Source organism: Sphingomonas sp. Leaf4 (assembly GCF_920939515.1).
Taxonomy (GTDB): Bacteria; Pseudomonadota; Alphaproteobacteria; order Sphingomonadales; family Sphingomonadaceae; genus Sphingomonas.
In genome coordinates, this window is the sequence record NZ_CAKLBB010000019.1 from 1 (window position 1) to 17822 (window position 17822).

General features: G+C 68.7%; 16 protein-coding genes. All 16 read right to left on the bottom strand.

Annotation, left to right across the window (positions count from 1 at the left end; translation table 11 throughout):
- Positions 1-244: 244 nt before the first annotated feature.
- Positions 245-1741 (bottom strand): cell division protein FtsZ, encoded by a 1497-nt coding sequence (gene ftsZ, locus LRA89_RS19235; protein ID WP_230772597.1) that lies wholly within the window; start codon positions 1739-1741, stop codon positions 245-247.
- A 108-nt stretch (positions 1742-1849) separates the two neighbouring features.
- Complete coding sequence (ftsA, locus tag LRA89_RS19240) at positions 1850-3109, bottom strand: cell division protein FtsA (protein ID WP_230772598.1); 1260 nt, start codon at positions 3107-3109, stop codon at positions 1850-1852.
- A gap of 16 nt (positions 3110-3125) precedes the next feature.
- Positions 3126-4055, bottom strand: coding sequence for a cell division protein FtsQ/DivIB (locus tag LRA89_RS19245; protein WP_055756797.1), 930 nt, complete (start codon positions 4053-4055; stop codon positions 3126-3128).
- Entirely contained in the window at positions 4052-4945 is an 894-nt protein-coding gene (locus LRA89_RS19250) for a D-alanine--D-alanine ligase (protein ID WP_230772631.1), read from the bottom strand. Before LRA89_RS19250 ends, LRA89_RS19245 begins: the two co-directional genes overlap by 4 nt.
- A 26-nt stretch (positions 4946-4971) precedes the next feature.
- A complete protein-coding gene (locus LRA89_RS19255) occupies positions 4972-5460 on the bottom strand; it encodes a DUF4262 domain-containing protein (protein ID WP_230772599.1) in 489 nt (162 codons plus the stop codon).
- Entirely contained in the window at positions 5460-6344 is an 885-nt protein-coding gene (murB, locus tag LRA89_RS19260) for a UDP-N-acetylmuramate dehydrogenase (RefSeq protein ID WP_443025020.1), read from the bottom strand. The genes LRA89_RS19255 and murB overlap by 1 nt, the downstream gene beginning before the upstream one ends.
- Positions 6341-6535, bottom strand: coding sequence for a hypothetical protein (locus LRA89_RS19265; RefSeq protein ID WP_056492614.1), 195 nt, complete (start codon positions 6533-6535; stop codon positions 6341-6343). Before LRA89_RS19265 ends, murB begins: the two co-directional genes overlap by 4 nt.
- Positions 6532-7938 carry a UDP-N-acetylmuramate--L-alanine ligase gene (murC, locus tag LRA89_RS19270; RefSeq protein WP_230772602.1) on the bottom strand — a complete coding sequence of 469 codons (1407 nt, stop codon included), beginning with the start codon at positions 7936-7938 and terminating at the stop codon, positions 6532-6534. The genes LRA89_RS19265 and murC overlap by 4 nt, the downstream gene beginning before the upstream one ends.
- Entirely contained in the window at positions 7935-9080 is a 1146-nt protein-coding gene (gene murG / locus LRA89_RS19275) for an undecaprenyldiphospho-muramoylpentapeptide beta-N-acetylglucosaminyltransferase (protein WP_230772603.1), read from the bottom strand. The genes murC and murG overlap by 4 nt, the downstream gene beginning before the upstream one ends.
- Positions 9077-10297, bottom strand: a complete 1221-nt coding sequence (locus tag LRA89_RS19280) for an FtsW/RodA/SpoVE family cell cycle protein (RefSeq protein ID WP_230772604.1) — start codon at positions 10295-10297, stop codon at positions 9077-9079. The genes murG and LRA89_RS19280 overlap by 4 nt, the downstream gene beginning before the upstream one ends.
- Positions 10294-11631, bottom strand: a complete 1338-nt coding sequence (gene murD / locus LRA89_RS19285) for a UDP-N-acetylmuramoyl-L-alanine--D-glutamate ligase (RefSeq protein ID WP_230772605.1) — start codon at positions 11629-11631, stop codon at positions 10294-10296. Before murD ends, LRA89_RS19280 begins: the two co-directional genes overlap by 4 nt.
- A complete protein-coding gene (gene mraY / locus LRA89_RS19290) occupies positions 11628-12698 on the bottom strand; it encodes a phospho-N-acetylmuramoyl-pentapeptide-transferase (protein ID WP_055756809.1) in 1071 nt (356 codons plus the stop codon). Before mraY ends, murD begins: the two co-directional genes overlap by 4 nt.
- Positions 12698-14089, bottom strand: a complete 1392-nt coding sequence (locus LRA89_RS19295) for a UDP-N-acetylmuramoyl-tripeptide--D-alanyl-D-alanine ligase (protein ID WP_230772632.1) — start codon at positions 14087-14089, stop codon at positions 12698-12700. Before LRA89_RS19295 ends, mraY begins: the two co-directional genes overlap by 1 nt.
- Positions 14079-15494: a UDP-N-acetylmuramoyl-L-alanyl-D-glutamate--2,6-diaminopimelate ligase gene (locus tag LRA89_RS19300; protein WP_230772606.1), complete on the bottom strand. Its 1416-nt coding sequence runs from the start codon at positions 15492-15494 to the stop codon at positions 14079-14081. The genes LRA89_RS19295 and LRA89_RS19300 overlap by 11 nt, the downstream gene beginning before the upstream one ends.
- Entirely contained in the window at positions 15491-17206 is a 1716-nt protein-coding gene (locus LRA89_RS19305; RefSeq protein WP_055756817.1) for a peptidoglycan D,D-transpeptidase FtsI family protein, read from the bottom strand. Before LRA89_RS19305 ends, LRA89_RS19300 begins: the two co-directional genes overlap by 4 nt.
- Positions 17203-17778: a hypothetical protein gene (locus tag LRA89_RS19310; RefSeq protein ID WP_230772607.1), complete on the bottom strand. Its 576-nt coding sequence runs from the start codon at positions 17776-17778 to the stop codon at positions 17203-17205. The genes LRA89_RS19305 and LRA89_RS19310 overlap by 4 nt, the downstream gene beginning before the upstream one ends.
- Positions 17779-17822: the final 44 nt, after the last annotated feature.

A 17822-nucleotide genomic window follows, 5' to 3' on the forward strand; every position in this document is an offset into this window, starting at 1 on the left:
CCACCCCCAGCCCAGTTTCGGGTGAACAGTGCCCCGCACTGTTCAGGTCATGCCGGGGGCATGACCGACCCGAAACTCTTGTCAGGGAGGGGAGCAGATTGGGAAGCCATTTCGTTGAATGTCGATCAGCCCCAGGCTTCGGGCAGCAGCGTTGACGGCTGGGTGGACCCCGGAACAAGTCCGGGGTGACGAAGAAACCCGACTGGACGCGACCGGCCTCCTTGGGAGGCCGGTCGGCCGTAACTTACTGGTTGTTCTGGCGGTGGAGGAAGCGCGGGATGTCGAGCGGTTCCTTGTCGTCGCCGCCGCGCGCCGGGGCGCGGCCGGCATTGGCCATGCGTTCGAACAGGGTGCCGCCGGGCTTGCGCGCCGGGGGTGCTTCCTCGCGCGCCGGTTCGGCCGGGGTTTCGGGGTTCAGCCAGCGGCGGCGGCCTTCGCTCGGGCTCGCGCCGAAGTCGCTGGCGGGTGCCGGAGCCGGTGCGGGCACAGGCGTGGCGGCCTCTGCCCCCAGGACCAGTTCGTCCTCGTCGACATGCGCAGGCGGTGCGTCATAGGTCGAATGCGGCACGACCCGTTCCGACACCGACGGCTGCACGATACCCTGCGGGAACCGCTCGATCGGCGCGGGGGCCGGCGCTTCCTGCAGATGCTCGGCGGCGGCACCGCTCGGCGCGACCGGCGCGGCGGCGGGGGCGGCCGGACGGCGCGGCGCGTTGAAGGTGAAGGCGCGGGTCGGTTCGGCCTGCGCCGGCGCGGGCACCGCCTTCGACGGGGCCTCGTCCTCGATGCCCGTTGCCACGACCGACACGCGGATCTTGCCTTCCAGATCGCTGTTGAACGCCGAACCCCAGATGATGTTGGCGTCGTCGTCGACCAGCTCGCGGATGTGGTTGGCCGCCTCGTCGACTTCGAGCAGGCGCATGTCGTCGCCGCCGGTGATCGACACGATCACGCCCTTGGCGCCGTTCAGCGACACGCCGTCGAGCAGCGGGTTGGCGATCGCCTGCTGCGCCGCCTCGATCGCGCGATTGTCGCCCTCGGCCTCGCCGGTGCCCATCATCGCCTTGCCCATCTCCTGCATCACCGACCGCACGTCGGCGAAATCGAGGTTGATGAGGCCGGGCATGACCATCAGGTCGGTGATGCCGCGCACGCCCTGCTGCAACACTTCGTCGGCCATCTCGAAGGCCTGCTTGAAGGTCGTGTTGGCGTTGGCGATCAGGAACAGGTTCTGGTTCGGGATGACAATGAGCGTATCGACGTACTTCTGCAGTTCCTCGATACCGGCATCGGCCGATTTGGCGCGGCGCTTGCCCTCGAACGCGAACGGGCGCGTCACGACGCCGACGGTCAGGATGCCCATCTCGCGCGCGGCCTTGGCGATCACCGGGGCGGCCCCGGTGCCGGTGCCGCCGCCCATGCCGGCGGCGATGAAGCACATATGCGCGCCTTCGAGGCTTTTCTGGACCGACTCGATCGTCTCCTCGGCGGCGGCGCGGCCGATTTCGGGACGGCTGCCGGCGCCCAGCCCCTGGGTAATCTTGGCACCGAGCTGAATCCGCTGCGGCGCGGACGACTGTTTCAGTGCCTGCGCATCGGTGTTGGCGACGAGGAATTCGACCCCCTGCACCTCGGCGCGGATCATGTTGGCGATGGCATTGCCACCCGCCCCGCCGACGCCGATCACGGTGATCCGGGGGGTGAGCTCATCCACGTCGGGGGCCAGAAATTCGATGCTCATCACTCGGTCTCCCTGTCCCGGTCGGCACCGGGCGCAATTCCAAAAAAGGGTTGTGCATCAAGCGGGCAGACGATCCTAGTCCCCCACCGGTCAAATCAGCGCAAAAAGTCAATAGTTCGTGCGAAAGGCGGTCAGAAGTCGTTGAAACAACGCGCCGGTGGTCGGCCGCGCCACCATCTGCCCGGACGACGGCAGCGCGCGCAGATCGACCGGATTGGAGGCGGCGAACATGGCAAGCCCGGCAAGCGTCGCGAATCCGGGGCCGGAATGCGCTTCGGGCAGCGCGGTCAGGCCACGCGCGCGCCCGACGCGGACCGGGCGGCCGAGCGCCTGTTGCGCGTAATCGGCGATGCCCTTCAATTCCGCGCCGCCGCCGGTCAGCACCACTTGTCGCCCGACCGGATCGTCGAAATTCAGCCGGCGCAGTTCCTTGCCGATCTCCGCCACCAGCCGGTCGAGTCGCTGGCGAATCACCGCGATCAGTTGCGCGCGGGTGATGCGGGTTCCTTCCGAATCCTCGTCGGTGCGCACCGGGGCGACATCGATCATGTCGTGATTGTCGCGCGGGCTCATGTTGGCCGAGCCGAAGAAGCATTTCAGCCGTTCGGCCTGCGCGCGGTTGGTGCCGAAGGCGGAGGCGACGTCGTCGGTGATGTCGCTCGCGCCCATCGCGATCGAGGCGAGACCGGTCAGCACGCCATTGGCGAACACCGAGACATTGGTGATCCCCGCACCGATCTCGACCAGCGCGACGCCCAGTTCGCGCTCTTCCTCCGACAGACAGGCAAGACCGGTCGCGACCGGGGCGGCCACGATCGATTTGGTTTCGAGATGCGCGGAACGCACGCATAGGTCGAGGTTGCGGACCGGCGAGCCTTCGGTCGCGACGACGTGGATTTCCACCCCCAGCCGATCGGCGTGGAGGCCCTTGGGTTCCTTCACCCCGCCGAGGCCATCGAGCGTGTAGCGCATCGGCTGCGCGTGCAGCACCATGCGCTGCCCCGGATCGATCGCGTTGCGGCCGGCCTTGAGCAGCGCATCAATATCCGACTGCTCGACACGGTGGCCGCCCAGATCGACTTCCAGCTTGACGATGTCGGACACGAGGCCGCCGGCCGAGAAGCTGACCCACACATCCTCGATATTGAAGCCGGCGATGCGTTCGGCCTGCTCCACCGCTTCGCGGACCGCCGTCTCGGTCGCCTTCATGTCGGCGATATAGCCGCGCTTGACGCCGCGGCTCTCGCGCTGGCCGGTGCCGAGCACGATCAATTCGCCGCCGTCGCCCGGTTTGGCGATCAGCGCCGACACCTTCGACGTGCCGATGTCGAGCGCGGTGATGACGCCTTCCGGTGCTGCCTTCGCCATATGTCCCCCCTGGCGGTTATCCGACGTCGGGCGGGATCGCCGCCGCATTGATGGTCGCCTCGTCCGCTTCCCCCGCGTCGTTCGGGGTGGCCGATTTCATCCGCACGACCAGCTTGGACGGATCGCGCAGGTCGAAGCGTTCATATCCCTTGCCGAGCAGTCCCAGCGTTCCGTCGAGCTGGGCGAACTTGACCAGCGCGCGCGCCGAGTCATCCTCCCCTTCGGGCAGGATCAGACGTTCTCCCGTCTGAAACACCAGATCCCATCTTCGGTTCCCGACCCAGACCGCCGCTTTGACCACCGGCTTCAACGCGGGCGCCGCGCCCATCAGCTTGCGATAGGCCGGTTCCTGGGCATTGGCTCCCTCCCCGATCACCAGCGGCAGGCGCGGCATCCGGCCCGGCTGCACCCCGTCGAGCAGCACGCCGCCCGAATCGATCAGCATCAGCCGGCCCTTGTTCTGCCACACCGCCGCCGGATCGCGTTCGACCACGTCGACCACCAGCGTATCGGGCAGGCGGCGCGAGACGCGGGCGTCGGCGATCCAGCCATAATCGAGCAGCTTCTGCCGCGTGGCGTCGAGATCGACCAGCGGCATCGCGCGCGAGCGCTGGTCGAGCGCCACGGCATAGACCGAGGTGGCGTCCATCCGTTTGAGGCCGGTCACTTCGATCTGCTCGACGCGAAAGCCCGCCGCGCCGACCGCCTCGGCCGCGCCGATGCCGATCGCGCCGAACAGGCCGAACCAGTTGGCCAGCGCCAGCGCGATCGCGCCGGCCCCGGCGGTGAGGCTCCAGCCGACGATCCTGCGCGCGGTCGCGGCGCCACCGGGCAGCGCCGCCACCGCCTGATCCAGCACCGACGCGCGGACCGGGCGCTTGGGCTGGACCCGGCGTTTGGGCTTGACGGTGCGGGTCTGCGAGACGCGGCGCGTGGTCTGGGTCATCGCATCGCCTCCGCGACGATCCAGCCGACCAGTTCCTCGTACGACATGCCGATGTGGCGCGCCTGTTCGGGAACGAGGCTCAGGGGGGTCATCCCCGGCTGGGTATTGGTTTCGAGGACGAACAGCCCGTCCAGCCCACGCTCGTCGTCCCAGCGGAAGTCGGTGCGCGAGGCACCCTTGCAGCCGAGGACACGGTGGGCGGTGACGGCATAGGCCATGCACGCCTGCGCGACATCGTCGGGGACGTCGGCGGGGCAGACATGTTCGGTCATGCCGTCGGTATATTTGCTGTCGTAATCGTAGAAGCCGGTCTTGGGCTTCAACTCGGTGACGCCGAGCGCGCGGTCGCCGAGGACGGCGGTGGTCAGTTCGCGGCCACGGATGAACGGTTCGGCAAGCAGTTCGTCGAACTCGCCCCATGGCCCCTTCGCATCGCGCGCGATCGGGTTGCCGTAGTTGCTCTCGTCGGTGACGATCGCGACGCCGACCGACGACCCTTCGCTGACCGGTTTGAGGACATAGGGGCGCGGCAGCGGATCGCGCTCGAACAGTTCCTCGGACTTGACGATACGGCCGCCGGGCATCGGCACGCCGGCGGGAACCAGCGCCTGCTTGGTCAGCACCTTGTCGATCGCGATGACCGAAGTGGCGAGGCCGCTGTGGGTGTAGCGGATGCCCATCAGGTCCATCATGCCCTGCACCGTGCCGTCCTCGCCCGGCGATCCGTGGAGCGCGTTGAAGACGAGGTCGGGCTTCGCCTCGGTCAACCGCGCGGCGATGTTGCGGTCCATGTCGATGCGGGTAACGCGGTGGCCGAGCGATTCCAGTGCGGCGGCGACGCCCGCGCCCGACATTAGCGAGACTTCGCGTTCGGACGACCAGCCCCCCATGAGGACGACGATGTGGAGGGGGTCGGTCACGATGCTTGCCTCGGTTCATAGAGTGCGGGTTGGATTTCGGCCAGATCAGCGCTTGCTTCCCACGGGAATAGTCCGTGGCGAGCGCCCGGCCAGACGATCTGGAACGCCTGCGTCATCCGACCCCCGGTCCGGTAGTGCTCGAACCACATCGCCGATCCGAAATGCTCCGCGTCGATCCGATCGGCGAGGATCTCCCGAACGATGCACGCGAAACCTTCGAGCAACCCGTCGATACGGATACCATCCGCGAGGATCAGACCGGCGCGACACTGGGTCAGCGTCTCATTCACCATCGAATGCGCGAGTTTGCCGGGCAGACCGTAGACGATCACTTCCGGTTGGCCGACGGTAGCGGGGAAGCCGATGGAGTAGGTGAAGTCGGGCAGTTCGCCCTTCGGATCGAACACCGACATGACGTGACACCCGTGGGTCTGGATGTTCTCCAGTATGTGGTGTTCATGTGTGTTGAGCGCCGCATCCGCCATCACGCCCGGCCCACCCGCTGGATTTCCCATTCGAGCGTCACGCCCGATTGCGCCAGCACCCTCGTGCGGACTTCCTCGCCCAAGGCCTCGATCTCGGCGCTGGTGGCGGCACCGGTGTTGAGCAGGAAGTTGCAGTGTTTTTCCGATACTTGCGCGTCGCCCTTGCGAAAGCCTCTGCACCCGGCCGCATCGACCAGCGCCCATGCCTTGTGGCCGTCGGGGTTCTTGAAGGTCGAGCCGCCGGTCTTGCTGCGCAACGGTTGCGAGGCTTCGCGGGCGGCGGCGATGCGGTCCATTTCGGTCTGGATCGTGGCGGGGTCGCCGGCTTGCCCACGGAACGTCGCCGCGACGACGATCGCGCCGTCGGGCAGGTCGCTGTGGCGGTAGCGGTAGTTGAGGTCGGCGTTCGACAGGGTGACGAGGGTGCCGTCGCGCGTCACCACCTGCGCTGTGACCAGCACGTCGGCGACTTCGCGGCCGTAGGCGCCGCCGTTCATGCGGACGAAGCCACCGACCGTGCCGGGGATCGAGCGGAGGAACTCGACGCCGGCGACGCCGGCATCGCGCGCGGTCGAGGAGACGAGGATGCCGCTCGCGCCGCCGCCGCAGGTGAGCGTCAGCCCGTCGGCCACGACCTTCGCGAAGGGCTTGCCGAGGCGGACGACGACGCCGGGGACGCCGCCATCGCGGACGATGAGGTTCGAGCCGAGGCCAAGGCCCATCACCGGCACTTGTCCGTCGAGGTCGCGCAGGAAGCTGCAGAGATCATCCACGTCGGCCGGCCCGAACAGCCAGTCGGCCGCCCCGCCCGCCTTGAACCACACGAGCGGCGCGAGCGGCGCGTTGGCGGTCAGCCGACCCCGGACGGACGGCATGCCGATCATTTTCCCACGCCCCAGAAGCGCGCCCATGCGGTCCACGCCTCCGCCTGCGCGTCGACCGCCTGTTTGCCGATCGCCGACAGGTCTTTCGCTTCGGCACTGTCGAGCAGCTTCTGCGCCGCCTCGATCTGCGCCTTTTGCGCGCGCAGGATCTCGCGCTGCATCTCGACCGCGGTGGAGAACCAGTCGCTCATGCGAGCCGCGCCTGAATAGCGGCGGGCAGGCCGGCGGCGATCTTGGTGATGTCGCCCGCGCCCAGACAGACGATCAGGTCGCCGTCGTGGCCCTCCGCCGCCAGCGCGGCGGCCAGCGCGTCCCGGTCGGCGGCGACCTGTGCCGAGCGATGGCCGCGCAGGCGGATGCCGTCGACCAGCGCCTCGGCGCTGACGCCGTCGACCGGGGTTTCGCCGGCGGCATAGACCGGCAGCACATGGACCGCGTCCGCATCGTTGAACGCCTGCGCGAACTCGTCCATCAGCGCGCCCAGCCGCGAAAAACGGTGCGGCTGGACCACGGCGATCACTCGCCCGCCGGTCGCCTCACGCGCGGCGGAGAGCACCGCGCGGATTTCGACCGGGTGGTGGCCGTAATCGTCGATCACCGTCATGCCCGCCACCTCGCCGACCTTGGTGAAGCGGCGCTTGACCCCGCCGAACTTGGCGAAGCCCTGCGCGATTGTCGTGTCGTCCAGCCCCAGCTCGACCGCGACGGCGATCGCCGCCAGCGCGTTCTGGACGTTGTGGCGTCCGGCCATCGGCAGGTGGATGCCGGCGATGGTGCGGGCGTTGCCGTCGCGGTCGCGCACCACGCAGTCGAACCGGTTGCCGTCACGCCCCGCCACCACGTCGACGCCGCGAATATCGGACTGGGCAGAAAAGCCATAGGTCACGATCCGCCGATCGCGGATGCGCGGGATCAGTGCCTGCACTTCGGGATGATCGAGGCAGAGGACCGCCGCGCCATAGAAGGGCACATTCTCGATGAACTCGACATAGGCATCCTTGGCGCGATCGAAGCTGCCATAATGGTCGAGATGTTCGGGATCGATGTTGGTGACGACCGCGATCGTGCCGTCGAGGCGCAGGAAGCTGCCGTCGCTCTCGTCCGCCTCGACCACCATCCAGTCGGACGCGCCCAGCCGTGCGTTGGAGCCGTAAGAGTTGATGATGCCGCCGTTGATGACGGTCGGGTCGACCCCGCCGGCATCGAGCAGCGCGGCGATCAGCGAGGTCGTAGTGGTCTTGCCATGCGTGCCCGCCACCGCGACGGTGGATTTGAGGCGCATCAGCTCGGCCAGCATTTCCGCGCGGCGCACCACCGGAATGCGTTTGGCCAGCGCATGGTCGCGTTCGGGATTGCCCGGCCGGATCGCGGTGGAGGTGACGACCACCGCCACGCCCTCGACATTCTCGGCGCGGTGGCCGATCTGCACGTCGATGCCGCGTGCGCGCAGGCCATCGATGACATAGCCCTCGGCCACGTCCGACCCCTGCACCTTGTAGCCGAGGTTGTGCATCACCTCGGCGATGCCCGACATGCCGATGCCGCCGATGCCGACGAAATGGATCGTGCCGATGTCGGTCGCAACGCCCTTCACGCGAAAGCCTCCTGAGTTCGGTTGGTAGGGGGGGTCTTGCCCACTTTGGCCTTGGGCGCGTCGATGCTCTCGACCAGGTCGGCCAAGTCGCGCACCGCGAACGGGCGGCCGCAACTGCGCGCGCGGGCCGCCGCATTGGTCAGCGCCGCCGGGTCGAGCCCCAGTTTCTGGATCTGCTTGGCGAGTTCGGCGGCGGTGAACGCGCTTTGCGGGATCGAGCGGCCACCGCCGGCATTCACGATCTCGCGGCAGTTCGCGGTCTGGTGATCGTCGGTCGCCGACGGCAGTGGCACGAGGATCGCCGGACGGCCGGCGGCGGTCAGCTCGGCGATGGTCGAGGCGCCGGCGCGCGCGATCACGACATGCGCCCACGCGAGGCGATCGGGCAGGTCGGGCAGATAGGTCGCGATCTCGGCGGGAATCGCGTGTTCGGCATATTTGGCGCGCACCGAATCGATGTCCTCGATCCGCGCCTGATGCGTCACCTGCATCCGCCGGCGGAATGCGAGCGGCAGGAGCGCGAGGCCGTCGGGCACGACCTGGCTCAGGATGCTCGCGCCCTGGCTGCCGCCGGTGACGAGGACGCGGAAGATGCCATCCTCGTCCGCCGCCGGATAGGGCCGGTCGCGCAGCGCGAGGACGCTCTCGCGCACCGGATTGCCGACGAGGTGCGTCCTGGGGACGTATTTTTCCTTCAGCCGCTCGACCCGTTCATAGCTGGTGGCGATGCCGGCGACGCTGCCCGCGACCAGCCGGTTGACCCGGCCGAGCACGGCATTCTGTTCGTGGACGATCGTCGGCACCTTTTGCGCGAACGCACCGAGCAGCGCCGGTAGGGCGGGATAGCCGCCGAAACCGATGACGGCGGCGGGGCGGAAGGTCTTGTAGAGTTCGATCGCCATCGCACGACCCGCCAGCATCTGCCGTGCCGCCTTTACCCAGCCGATCGGCCCGCCGCTCAGCCGCCCGGCGGGCAGGACATGCGTCTGCACCCCGTCGAACAGGTCGGGAAAGCGCACGCCGCGTTCGTCGCTGACCAGCGCGACGCGGTGGCCGCGCCGCATGAGTTCGGTCGCCAGCGCGGCGGCGGGGACCATGTGGCCGCCGGTGCCCCCTGCTGCCAGGACATAATGCTTGCTCATTTCGCTCCGCTCCAGCGCTGCGGTCCATAGGGAGAGCGCGTCAGATACGGGTTCCGGCGAGTGAAAGCGAGCAGCAGTCCCATGCCGATCGACAGCGCGATCATCGACGACCCGCCATAGGAGATGAACGGCAGCGTCATCCCCTTCGACGGGGCGATGCCGACGTTGACCGCCATGTTGATGAGCGCCTGCGCGCCGAACTGCACCGCCAGGCCGGCGGCGGCGAGCAGCTTGAAGGCGTCCTCCTCGTCCAGCAGCCGCACGAACACGCGCACGACGATAGCGAGGAAGATCAGCGCGATGATAGCGCAGGCGATCAGGCCGAATTCCTCACCGACGACGGCGAAGATATAGTCGGTATGTGCCTCGGGCAGCTTGAACTTGATCCGCCCGCCGCCCGGCCCCGTCCCGGTGACGCCACCAGCGGTCAGCACGGCATGCGCCATGTCGACCTGATAGCTGTCGGTCGCCGATTTTTCGGGATCGGGAAACAGGAAGCCGTCGATCCGCACGCGCGCGGTGCCGTAAAAGGTATAGGCGGCGGCGAGCAGTCCGACCCCTGCGGCAGCGAGCAGCGCCATCACCCGGATCGGAATGCCCGAGATGACGAGCAAGGCCGCCCACACGCTGCAAAAGATTACCGTCTGCCCGAAATCGGGCTGGAGCATCAGGCATGCGGCAATCAGCGCGGTGAGCGCGCCCGTCACCCACAGCATCGGCAATTGCGGGTCCTTCGCGCGCAGCGACAGCAGCCACGCGGTCGTGACGATGAACATGGGTTTCAGGAATTCGGACGGCTGGAACTGGCCGACGCCGAGATTGACCCAACGCCGCGCGCCATTCGCCTCCACGCCCACGAACGGCGTCGCGGCGAGCGCGACAATCAGCAGCGCGGAGCCGACGAGACACAGGCGACGGGCGAGCGTGACCGGCAGCATCGACACGACGATCATCACCGGAAAGGCGAGGCAGATCCATCCCGCCTGCCGCCAGAAATACATCATCGGGGGGACCGTCACGTCGCCGCCGGAATAACGCACCGCAGAGGCTGGGGAGGCGGCGGCGACCGCGACCAGCCCGATCGCGATCAGCGTCATCGCGATCAGCAGCAGCACGCGGTCGACCTCGCGGAACCACGCGCCGATCGGCGAGCGGGTGGTGCGGCCCTGCAACGTGTCGACGCGCTGACGGAGGGGACGGGCCACGGGTCCGGTCATCGCAATGCCTCCACCGCCGCCGCGAAGGCCCGCCCGCGCGCTTCGTAATCGCTGAACTGGTCGAACGAGGCGCAGGCTGGCGACAGCAGCACGGTATCGCCGGCGCGCGCCTGCGTCGCGGCCGATCGGACCGCCGCGTCCAGCGTGCCGGCGTTCTCGACCGCCATGTCGGGGCCGAGCAGTTCGGCGAAACGATCGGCAGCATCGCCGATCGTATAGGCGCGCACGACGTTGCCGAAGCCGGGGCGGCAGGCGTCGAGGTCGTCGCCCTTGGCCAGACCGCCGACGATCCAGTGGATGCGCGCAAAGGCATTCAGCGCGGGCGCGGTGGATTCGGGGTTGGTCGCCTTGCTGTCGTCGACATACGCCACGCCCGCGACGTCGGCGACATGCGCCATCCGGTGCGGGAGCGCGCGATAGGTCCGAAGGGCGGCGTCGATGGTCGCGCGGTCCAGCCCAAGTGCCTCGCAGGTGGCGATGGCGGTCAGCGCGTTCTGGGCGTTATGCGGGCCGGCGAGTGCAGGGCCGAACGCCGGCAGGTCATCGGGCACGGCGATGCGGATCGCGCGGTTGCCGAGGGTTTCGGCGATGGCGCGGGAGGGCGCGTCGCCGGTGCCGATGATCGCGGTGTGGGTGGCCGACTGCATCGCGAACAGCCGGGCCTTCGATGCGGCATAGGCATCGAACCCGGCATAGCGGTCGAGATGGTCCGGCGTGATGTTGAGCAGCACCGCGACGTCGCAGTCGAGGCGGTAGGTCAGGTCGATCTGGTAGCTCGACAGTTCGAGGACGTAGACGCCGCCGGCCGGCAGCGGGTCCTGTTCGAGAATCGGCAGGCCGATGTTGCCGCCCATCCGTGCGGGAATACCGGCGGCGCACAGGATATGATGGATCAGCGCAGTGGTGGTCGACTTGCCGTTGGTGCCGGTGATGCCGACGACCTTGTGCGGCGGGAGATCGGCGCGGGCCTGTGCGAAGAGTTCGATGTCGCCGAGGATCGGCACGTTGCCGGCGTGGGCGACGATCGGGTGGCGGTTGAGCGGGACACCGGGCGACACGACGACGCCGTCGAACCCGGCGAGGTCGATCGCCAACGGATCGGCGAAAACTAGCGTTGGGAGAAGGGAAGTCGCGGGCGCTGCCGGAGTAGAAGAAGGCCCCTCTCCCCGACCCTCTCCCCGCAAGCGGAGAGAGGGAGAGCGTTTGGCTTCGTCGTTGTCCCATGCGGTTACTTCCGCGCCGCTCGCCAGCAGCGCACGCACCGTCGCCGCGCCGGAGCGGGCGAGGCCCAGCACCGCATAGCGCTTGCCCGCCCAGGCGGTGCCCGTCATCACCGCAGCTTCAACGTCGAGAGGCCCGCCAGCGCCAGCACGAACGCGACGATCCAGAAACGGATGACGACGGTCGCCTCCGCCCAGCCGAGCTGTTCGAAATGATGATGGATCGGCGCCATGCGGAAGATGCGGCGGCCGGTGCGCTTGAACCAGAACACCTGGATGATGACCGACAGCGCCTCGACCACGAACAGCCCGCCGATGATGCCGAGCACGATCTCGTGATGCGACGACACCGCGATCGTCCCCAGCGCGCCGCCCAAGGCAAGGCTGCCGGTATCGCCCATGAACACCGCCGCCGGCGGCGCGTTGTACCACAGGAAGGCGAGCCCCGCGCCGACGATCGCGCCGCAGAACAGCGCGAGGTCGCCGGCACCGGGGACATGCGGGATGCCGAGATAGGCGGCGAACTTCGCGTTGCCGACCATATAGACGATCAGCATGAACGCGACCGAGGCGATGATGACCGGCATCGTCGCGAGGCCGTCCAGACCGTCGGTCAGGTTCACCGCATTGCCGAACGACACGATGGTGAAGGCGGCGAACAGGATATAGACCGGCCCCAGATCGATCGCGACGCCCGAGAAGAACGGCACGTAGAGCATCGTCCCCGTCTGGCGGATGATGATCCAGCTCGCGATGCCCGCGATCAGGAATTCGAGCAGCAGCCGGGTGCGGCCCGAGACGCCCGCCGTGCTGGCCTTGCGCACCTTGTCATAGTCGTCGAGGAAGCCGATCGCGGCGAACCCCAAGGTCACGAACAGGCATGCCCAGACGAACGGGTTCGACAGATCCATCCACAGCAGCACCGCCGAAGCGAGCGCGGTGAGGATCATCAGCCCGCCCATCGTCGGCGTGCCGCGCTTGGCGAGGTGCGTCTGCGGACCGTCCAAGCGGATCGGCTGGCCCTTGCCCTGCCGCACGCGCAGCCAGCCGATGAACTTCGGCCCGATGATGAGGCCGATGAACAAGGCGGTCGCCGTCGCAGCACCAGTGCGGAACGACAGATAGCGAAAGAGATTGAGGACACCCGGAAAGCCCAGATATTCCGCGAGTTCGTACAACATCAGCCCTGCCCCGGCGCCTTCTGCGCGATCAGGGAGGCGACGACACGCGCCAGCCCCACCCCGTTCGATCCCTTCACGAGTACCGCGTCACCGGGCGCCAGCAGGTCGGCGAGGACCCGGGCGGCGGCGGCGGCATCGGGCACATGGACGGTTTCGATCCGCCCCTCAAGCGCCTTGGCGAGCGGGAGCATCCCCTGTCCCACCAGCACGGCGCGCGAAACGCCCGCTTCGTCGATCGGCACCGCCAGCGCGGCGTGATAGGCGTCGGACGCCTCGCCCAGCTCGCGCATTTCGCCGAGCACCGCGATGCGGCGGTCGGCGCGTTCGGCGGCTAGCACCTTGAGCGTCGCGCGCATTGAGGCAGGGTTGGCGTTGTAGCTTTCGTCGATCAGCAGCGCCTCGCCGCCCGTGACCGCGATGGTGGTACGGGCGCCGCGTCCAGCCAGTCCCTCCAGATCGGCGAGCGCGAGGCCGGCCACGCCAAGGTCGCCGCCGATCGCGTCGACCGCCGCGAGGACGGCGAGCGAATTGGCCACCCAATGGTCGCCCGGGGAGCCGAGCGTATAGCTGATCTCGCGCGTGCCGATGCGCGCGGTGACGAAGCTGCCACCGCCGGGCAGGCGGGCATGCTCGATCGCCTGTACATCGGCGCCGTCGCGCAGGCCGAAGGTGACGATCCGCCCGGCATGGCCGGCCGCCGCCTGCTGCAACGTGCCGAGATGCGGGCTGTCGAACGGCACGATCGCGGTGCCGCCGGGGGTCAGCCCCTCGAAAATCTCACCCTTGGCGCGGGCGATCGCGTCCTCGCCGGTGAAGAACTCGGTGTGCGCCGGCGCGATCGTGGTGACGACCGCCACGTCGGGGCGGACCAGCCGGGTCAGTTGCGCCAGTTCGCCGGCATGGTTCATGCCCATTTCGAACACCGCCGCCTGCGCCCGCGCGGGCAGGCGGGCGAGGCTCAAGGGCACGCCGGTATGGTTGTTGTAGCTCTTGACCGAGCGGTGCGCGTGCCCGTGGGTGACGCGGTCGAGTGCTGCGAACAGCGCTTCCTTGGTCCCGGTCTTGCCGACCGATCCGGTGACGCCGATCACCTTCGCCTGACTGCGCGCGCGCGACGCCTTGGCAAGCAGGTCGAGCGCGGCGGTGGTGTCGGCGACCAGCACATGCGGCCCGTCGGCGGCGCGCGATACCAGCGCACCGGCGGCACCCTGCGCATAGGCCTGTTCGACGAAACGGTGGCCGTCGGTCGCATCGCCCGACAAGGCGACGAACAGGTCGCCGGGGCCGACCTCGCGGCTGTCGAACGCGACGCCGCCGACCGCGAAGTCGGCGGAGGCGGTGCCGCCCGTCGCCGCGGCGATGGCGGCGGCGGTCCAGAGATCAGCGGGCACAGTCACGCGCCACCTGTACGTCGTCGAACGGCAGGACCATGTCACCGACGATCTGCCCCTGTTCATGGCCCTTGCCGGCGATCAGCACGATGTCGCCCGCCTGCGCCATCGCGCAGGCGGCGCGGATCGCCTCGCGCCGGTCGCCGATCTCGGTCGCGCCGATCGCACCTTCCAAAACCTGCGCGCGGATGGCGGCGGCGTCTTCGGTGCGGGGATTGTCGTCGGTGACGATCGCCACGTCGGCGCGGGTGACGGCCACCTCGCCCATCGGCGCGCGCTTGCCGGTGTCGCGGTCGCCGCCCGCGCCGAACACGACGATCAGGCGGTTGTCGGCATGCGGGCGCAGCGCGGCGATCGCCGCTTCGAGCGCGTCGGGAGTATGCGCATAGTCGACATAGACCGGTGCGCCGTTTTCGAGGATCACCGCGCGCTCCAGCCGGCCGCGCACCGGTTGCAGTCGCGCCAGCCCGGCGAACGTCGCGGCAAGATCGCCACCGGTGGCCAGCACCAGCCCGGCGGCGGTGAGCGCGTTCGCCGCCTGATACGCGCCGATCAATGGCAGCTTGACGATATGCGTCGCGCCCTCCGCCTCGATCGTCAGCGTTTGCCCGAGCAGGGTGGGGTCGCGGCCGACCAGTTTCAGCGTCTCGCCATGTTCGCCGACGGTGATGAGCGCGTTGCCGCGTACCCGTGCCAGATCGATCACCCGGTCGGCATGGGGATCGTCGACCCACACCACCGCCACCCCGTCGTCGGCCAGCACTTCGGCGAACAGGCGCAGCTTGGCGGTCAGATAGCGCGCCATGTCGCCATGATAGTCGAGGTGATCGCGGCTGAGGTTGGTGAAGGCGGCGGCGCGGACCGGCAGGCCTTCGGTGCGATATTGCGACAGGCCGTGGCTCGACGCCTCGAACGCCAGATGGCTGACGCCTTCGCGCGCCAAGCCGGCGACGTTCGACAGGAAGGTGACGACGTCGGGCGTGGTCAGCCCGGTCGTCACCCGCTCGTCGGCGGTGGTGACGCCCAGCGTCCCGATCGAGGCGGCGTGATGGCCCTGCATCCGCCAGAGCTGGCGGACCATCTCGACCGTGCTGGTCTTGCCGTTGGTGCCGGTGACGGCGACGCAGGTCGGCGGGAACGGCGCGAAGAAGGTGGCGGCGGCGCGGGCGAATGCCTCACGCGGATCGTCGGCGGCGATATGCAGCGCGCCCTCAACCACCGCGCCCGGCCGGGCGACGACCGCGATCGCGCCGCTGGCGATGGCGGCGGGGATGAAATCCTCGCCGTTCACCCGCGCGCCTTCGAACGCGCCGAAGATGGTGCCGGGGGCGACCTTGCGATGATCGATCGCAAAGCCCGTCACCACCGCCGCTTCGTCGCCACCCGTGATCTGTCCCAGTCTCATTCCGCGTTCGCCGCCACTTTCTTGCTACCCGGCGCATGCCATAGCAGGCTGCGGAGTGGCGTCATGTCGATATCGGCATTCGCATCGGGAATCACGCCCAGCAGCGGGCCGGTGCGCGAAATCACCCGGCTGACGACCGGGGCGGCGGTCCATGCGGCGGTGGTGAAGCCGAAGGTTTCCTTGGTGCCCTTCGGACTGTCGAGCATCGCGATCACGACATAGCGCGGGCGGTCCATCGGGAACACGGCGGCGAAGGTCGAGACGTTGACCTTCTTCGAATAGCCGCCGCCCGCGCCCACCGTTTCGGCGGTGCCGGTCTTGCCGCCGACACGGAAGCCGGGGGCCTCCGCCTTCCGGCCGGTGCCGTCGGTGACGATCAGCCTGAGCAGCCCGCGCATCTTGGCGCTGGTATCCTCCGAAAACACGCGGCGGCCGGCCGGGGCCTGTCCGGGCCGCAGCTTCAGCATCGTCGCGGGCCGCCAGATGCCGCCGTTGACCAGCGCGGCATAGGCGCTGGCGAGGTGCAGCGGGGTGACGGCGATGCCGTGGCCATAGGCGGTCGTCATCGTCGTGGTCCGCGCCCAGAAATGCGGCCAGATCGGCCGGGCCTTTTCCAGTTCGATGTCGGGCGCGGTATCGAAATGGAGCGAGCGGAACAGCTTGGCCATCCGCTCCGGCCCCATTTCGTCGGCGATGCGCGCGGTCGCGATGTTCGACGAATGGACCAGCGTCTCGGGGATGTTCAGCCAGCGCTTCTGCGCATGGTCGTCGCGGATGCGAAACCCACCGATGAACAGCGGCTGGGTCGCATCATAGCGCTTGGCGAGCGACGGGGCGACGCCGGTATCGAGCGCAGCGGCCATCGTCAGCGGTTTGAACGCCGATCCGAGTTCGTACACGCCCTGCGTCACCGTGTTCATCTGCCCGGTGTTGGCGGTGACGGCATTGGGATTGAACGTCGGCAGCGAGGTCATGGCGATCACCTCGCCGGTGTCGCTGTCGAGCACCACGCCGCCGGCGCCGCGCGCCTGGAACACCGCCATCGCATTGGCGAGTTCGCTCTCCAGCGCCGCCTGCACGCGCAGGTCGAGGCTGAGCGCCACCGCATGGCCGCGCTCGCCCGGATTCATCAACCGGGCGTTGAGGAATTTCTCCATGCCGCGCACGCCGCGACCATCCATGTCGAGATAGCCGAGCGCATGCGCCGCCATCGCGCTTTGCGGATAGAGCCGCTCGGGCTCGCGGCCGAGCGCGATGCCCGGTTCGCCCAGCGCGTTGACCGCCTGCACCAGTTGCGGCAGTGCGCGGCGTTTCAGATAGACGAAGCCGCGATCCGCCATGAGCTGCGCATAATAATAGGCGGCATTCTGCTCGGGCATCAGTTCGGCGAGACGATTGGCCAGCTCGCGCTTGTCGCCGATCACCTTGTCGGGGCGGACCGCGATCGACCACGCATCGATGGTGCGGGCAAGCGGCGCGCCGTTGCGATCGACCAGATCGCCACGCAGCGGCACCAGCGCCGCTTCGGCGGCGATCGCCGAATGCGGTTCGGCGGCGATTCCGAGCATCGCGAGACGCCCGAGCACCACCGCGACGCCGGCGGCGAACAGCAGCATCAGCACCATCAGCCGGTAATGGGCGATGCCCACCAGCGACTGGCGCGTGCCATCGGAACGTTGCTGGTGCAGCGGCGGGGCCACGACGACGATCACCGGAGCGTCGCTTCCCTGCGGGCGGAACGGGACAGGTCGCCGAGCGTGGAGTCGCTCAGCAGCGTGCGGTCGAGCATCGCCACCGCGCGCGCCTTGGCATGGGCGACGGCGGCGGTCTGGACCGGTCCGGTCGGGCGCGGCGCGGCCCTGGCGGCGGGCGCGGGGGTGGTGGCCCTAGGGCTGACGGCCGGGGTAGCGGCGGCCGACGTGGCAACGGCGGGCGGCGTCACCGGGGCGGCGGCCGGTTCGGTCGGAGCAGGGATATATTCCATCGGCGCGGCGGGCACGACATAGGCGAGCGCGACATTGCCGCCTTCGGTCCGGCCGGGCAGCGACGCCAGTTGATGTTCGCCGCCGACATATTGTTCGGCGCGCGGCGAGGCGAGCGCCAGCACGTCGCCGTTCCAGCGTTCGAGCTGCGCCAGATTGGCGCGGGTATCAAACTCGGTTTCGAGGTCGCGAATCTCCTTGCGCGCCTGCACGATCGATCGCTCGACCGCCTCGACGCGCGCACGCTCCGCCGCTCCCTGCGAAATTACCAGATAGAAGGCCGGGGCCATGATCCCGACCATCACCAGTTTCCCGAGCGTTCCGAACCCGAACGTCCCCATCGCAC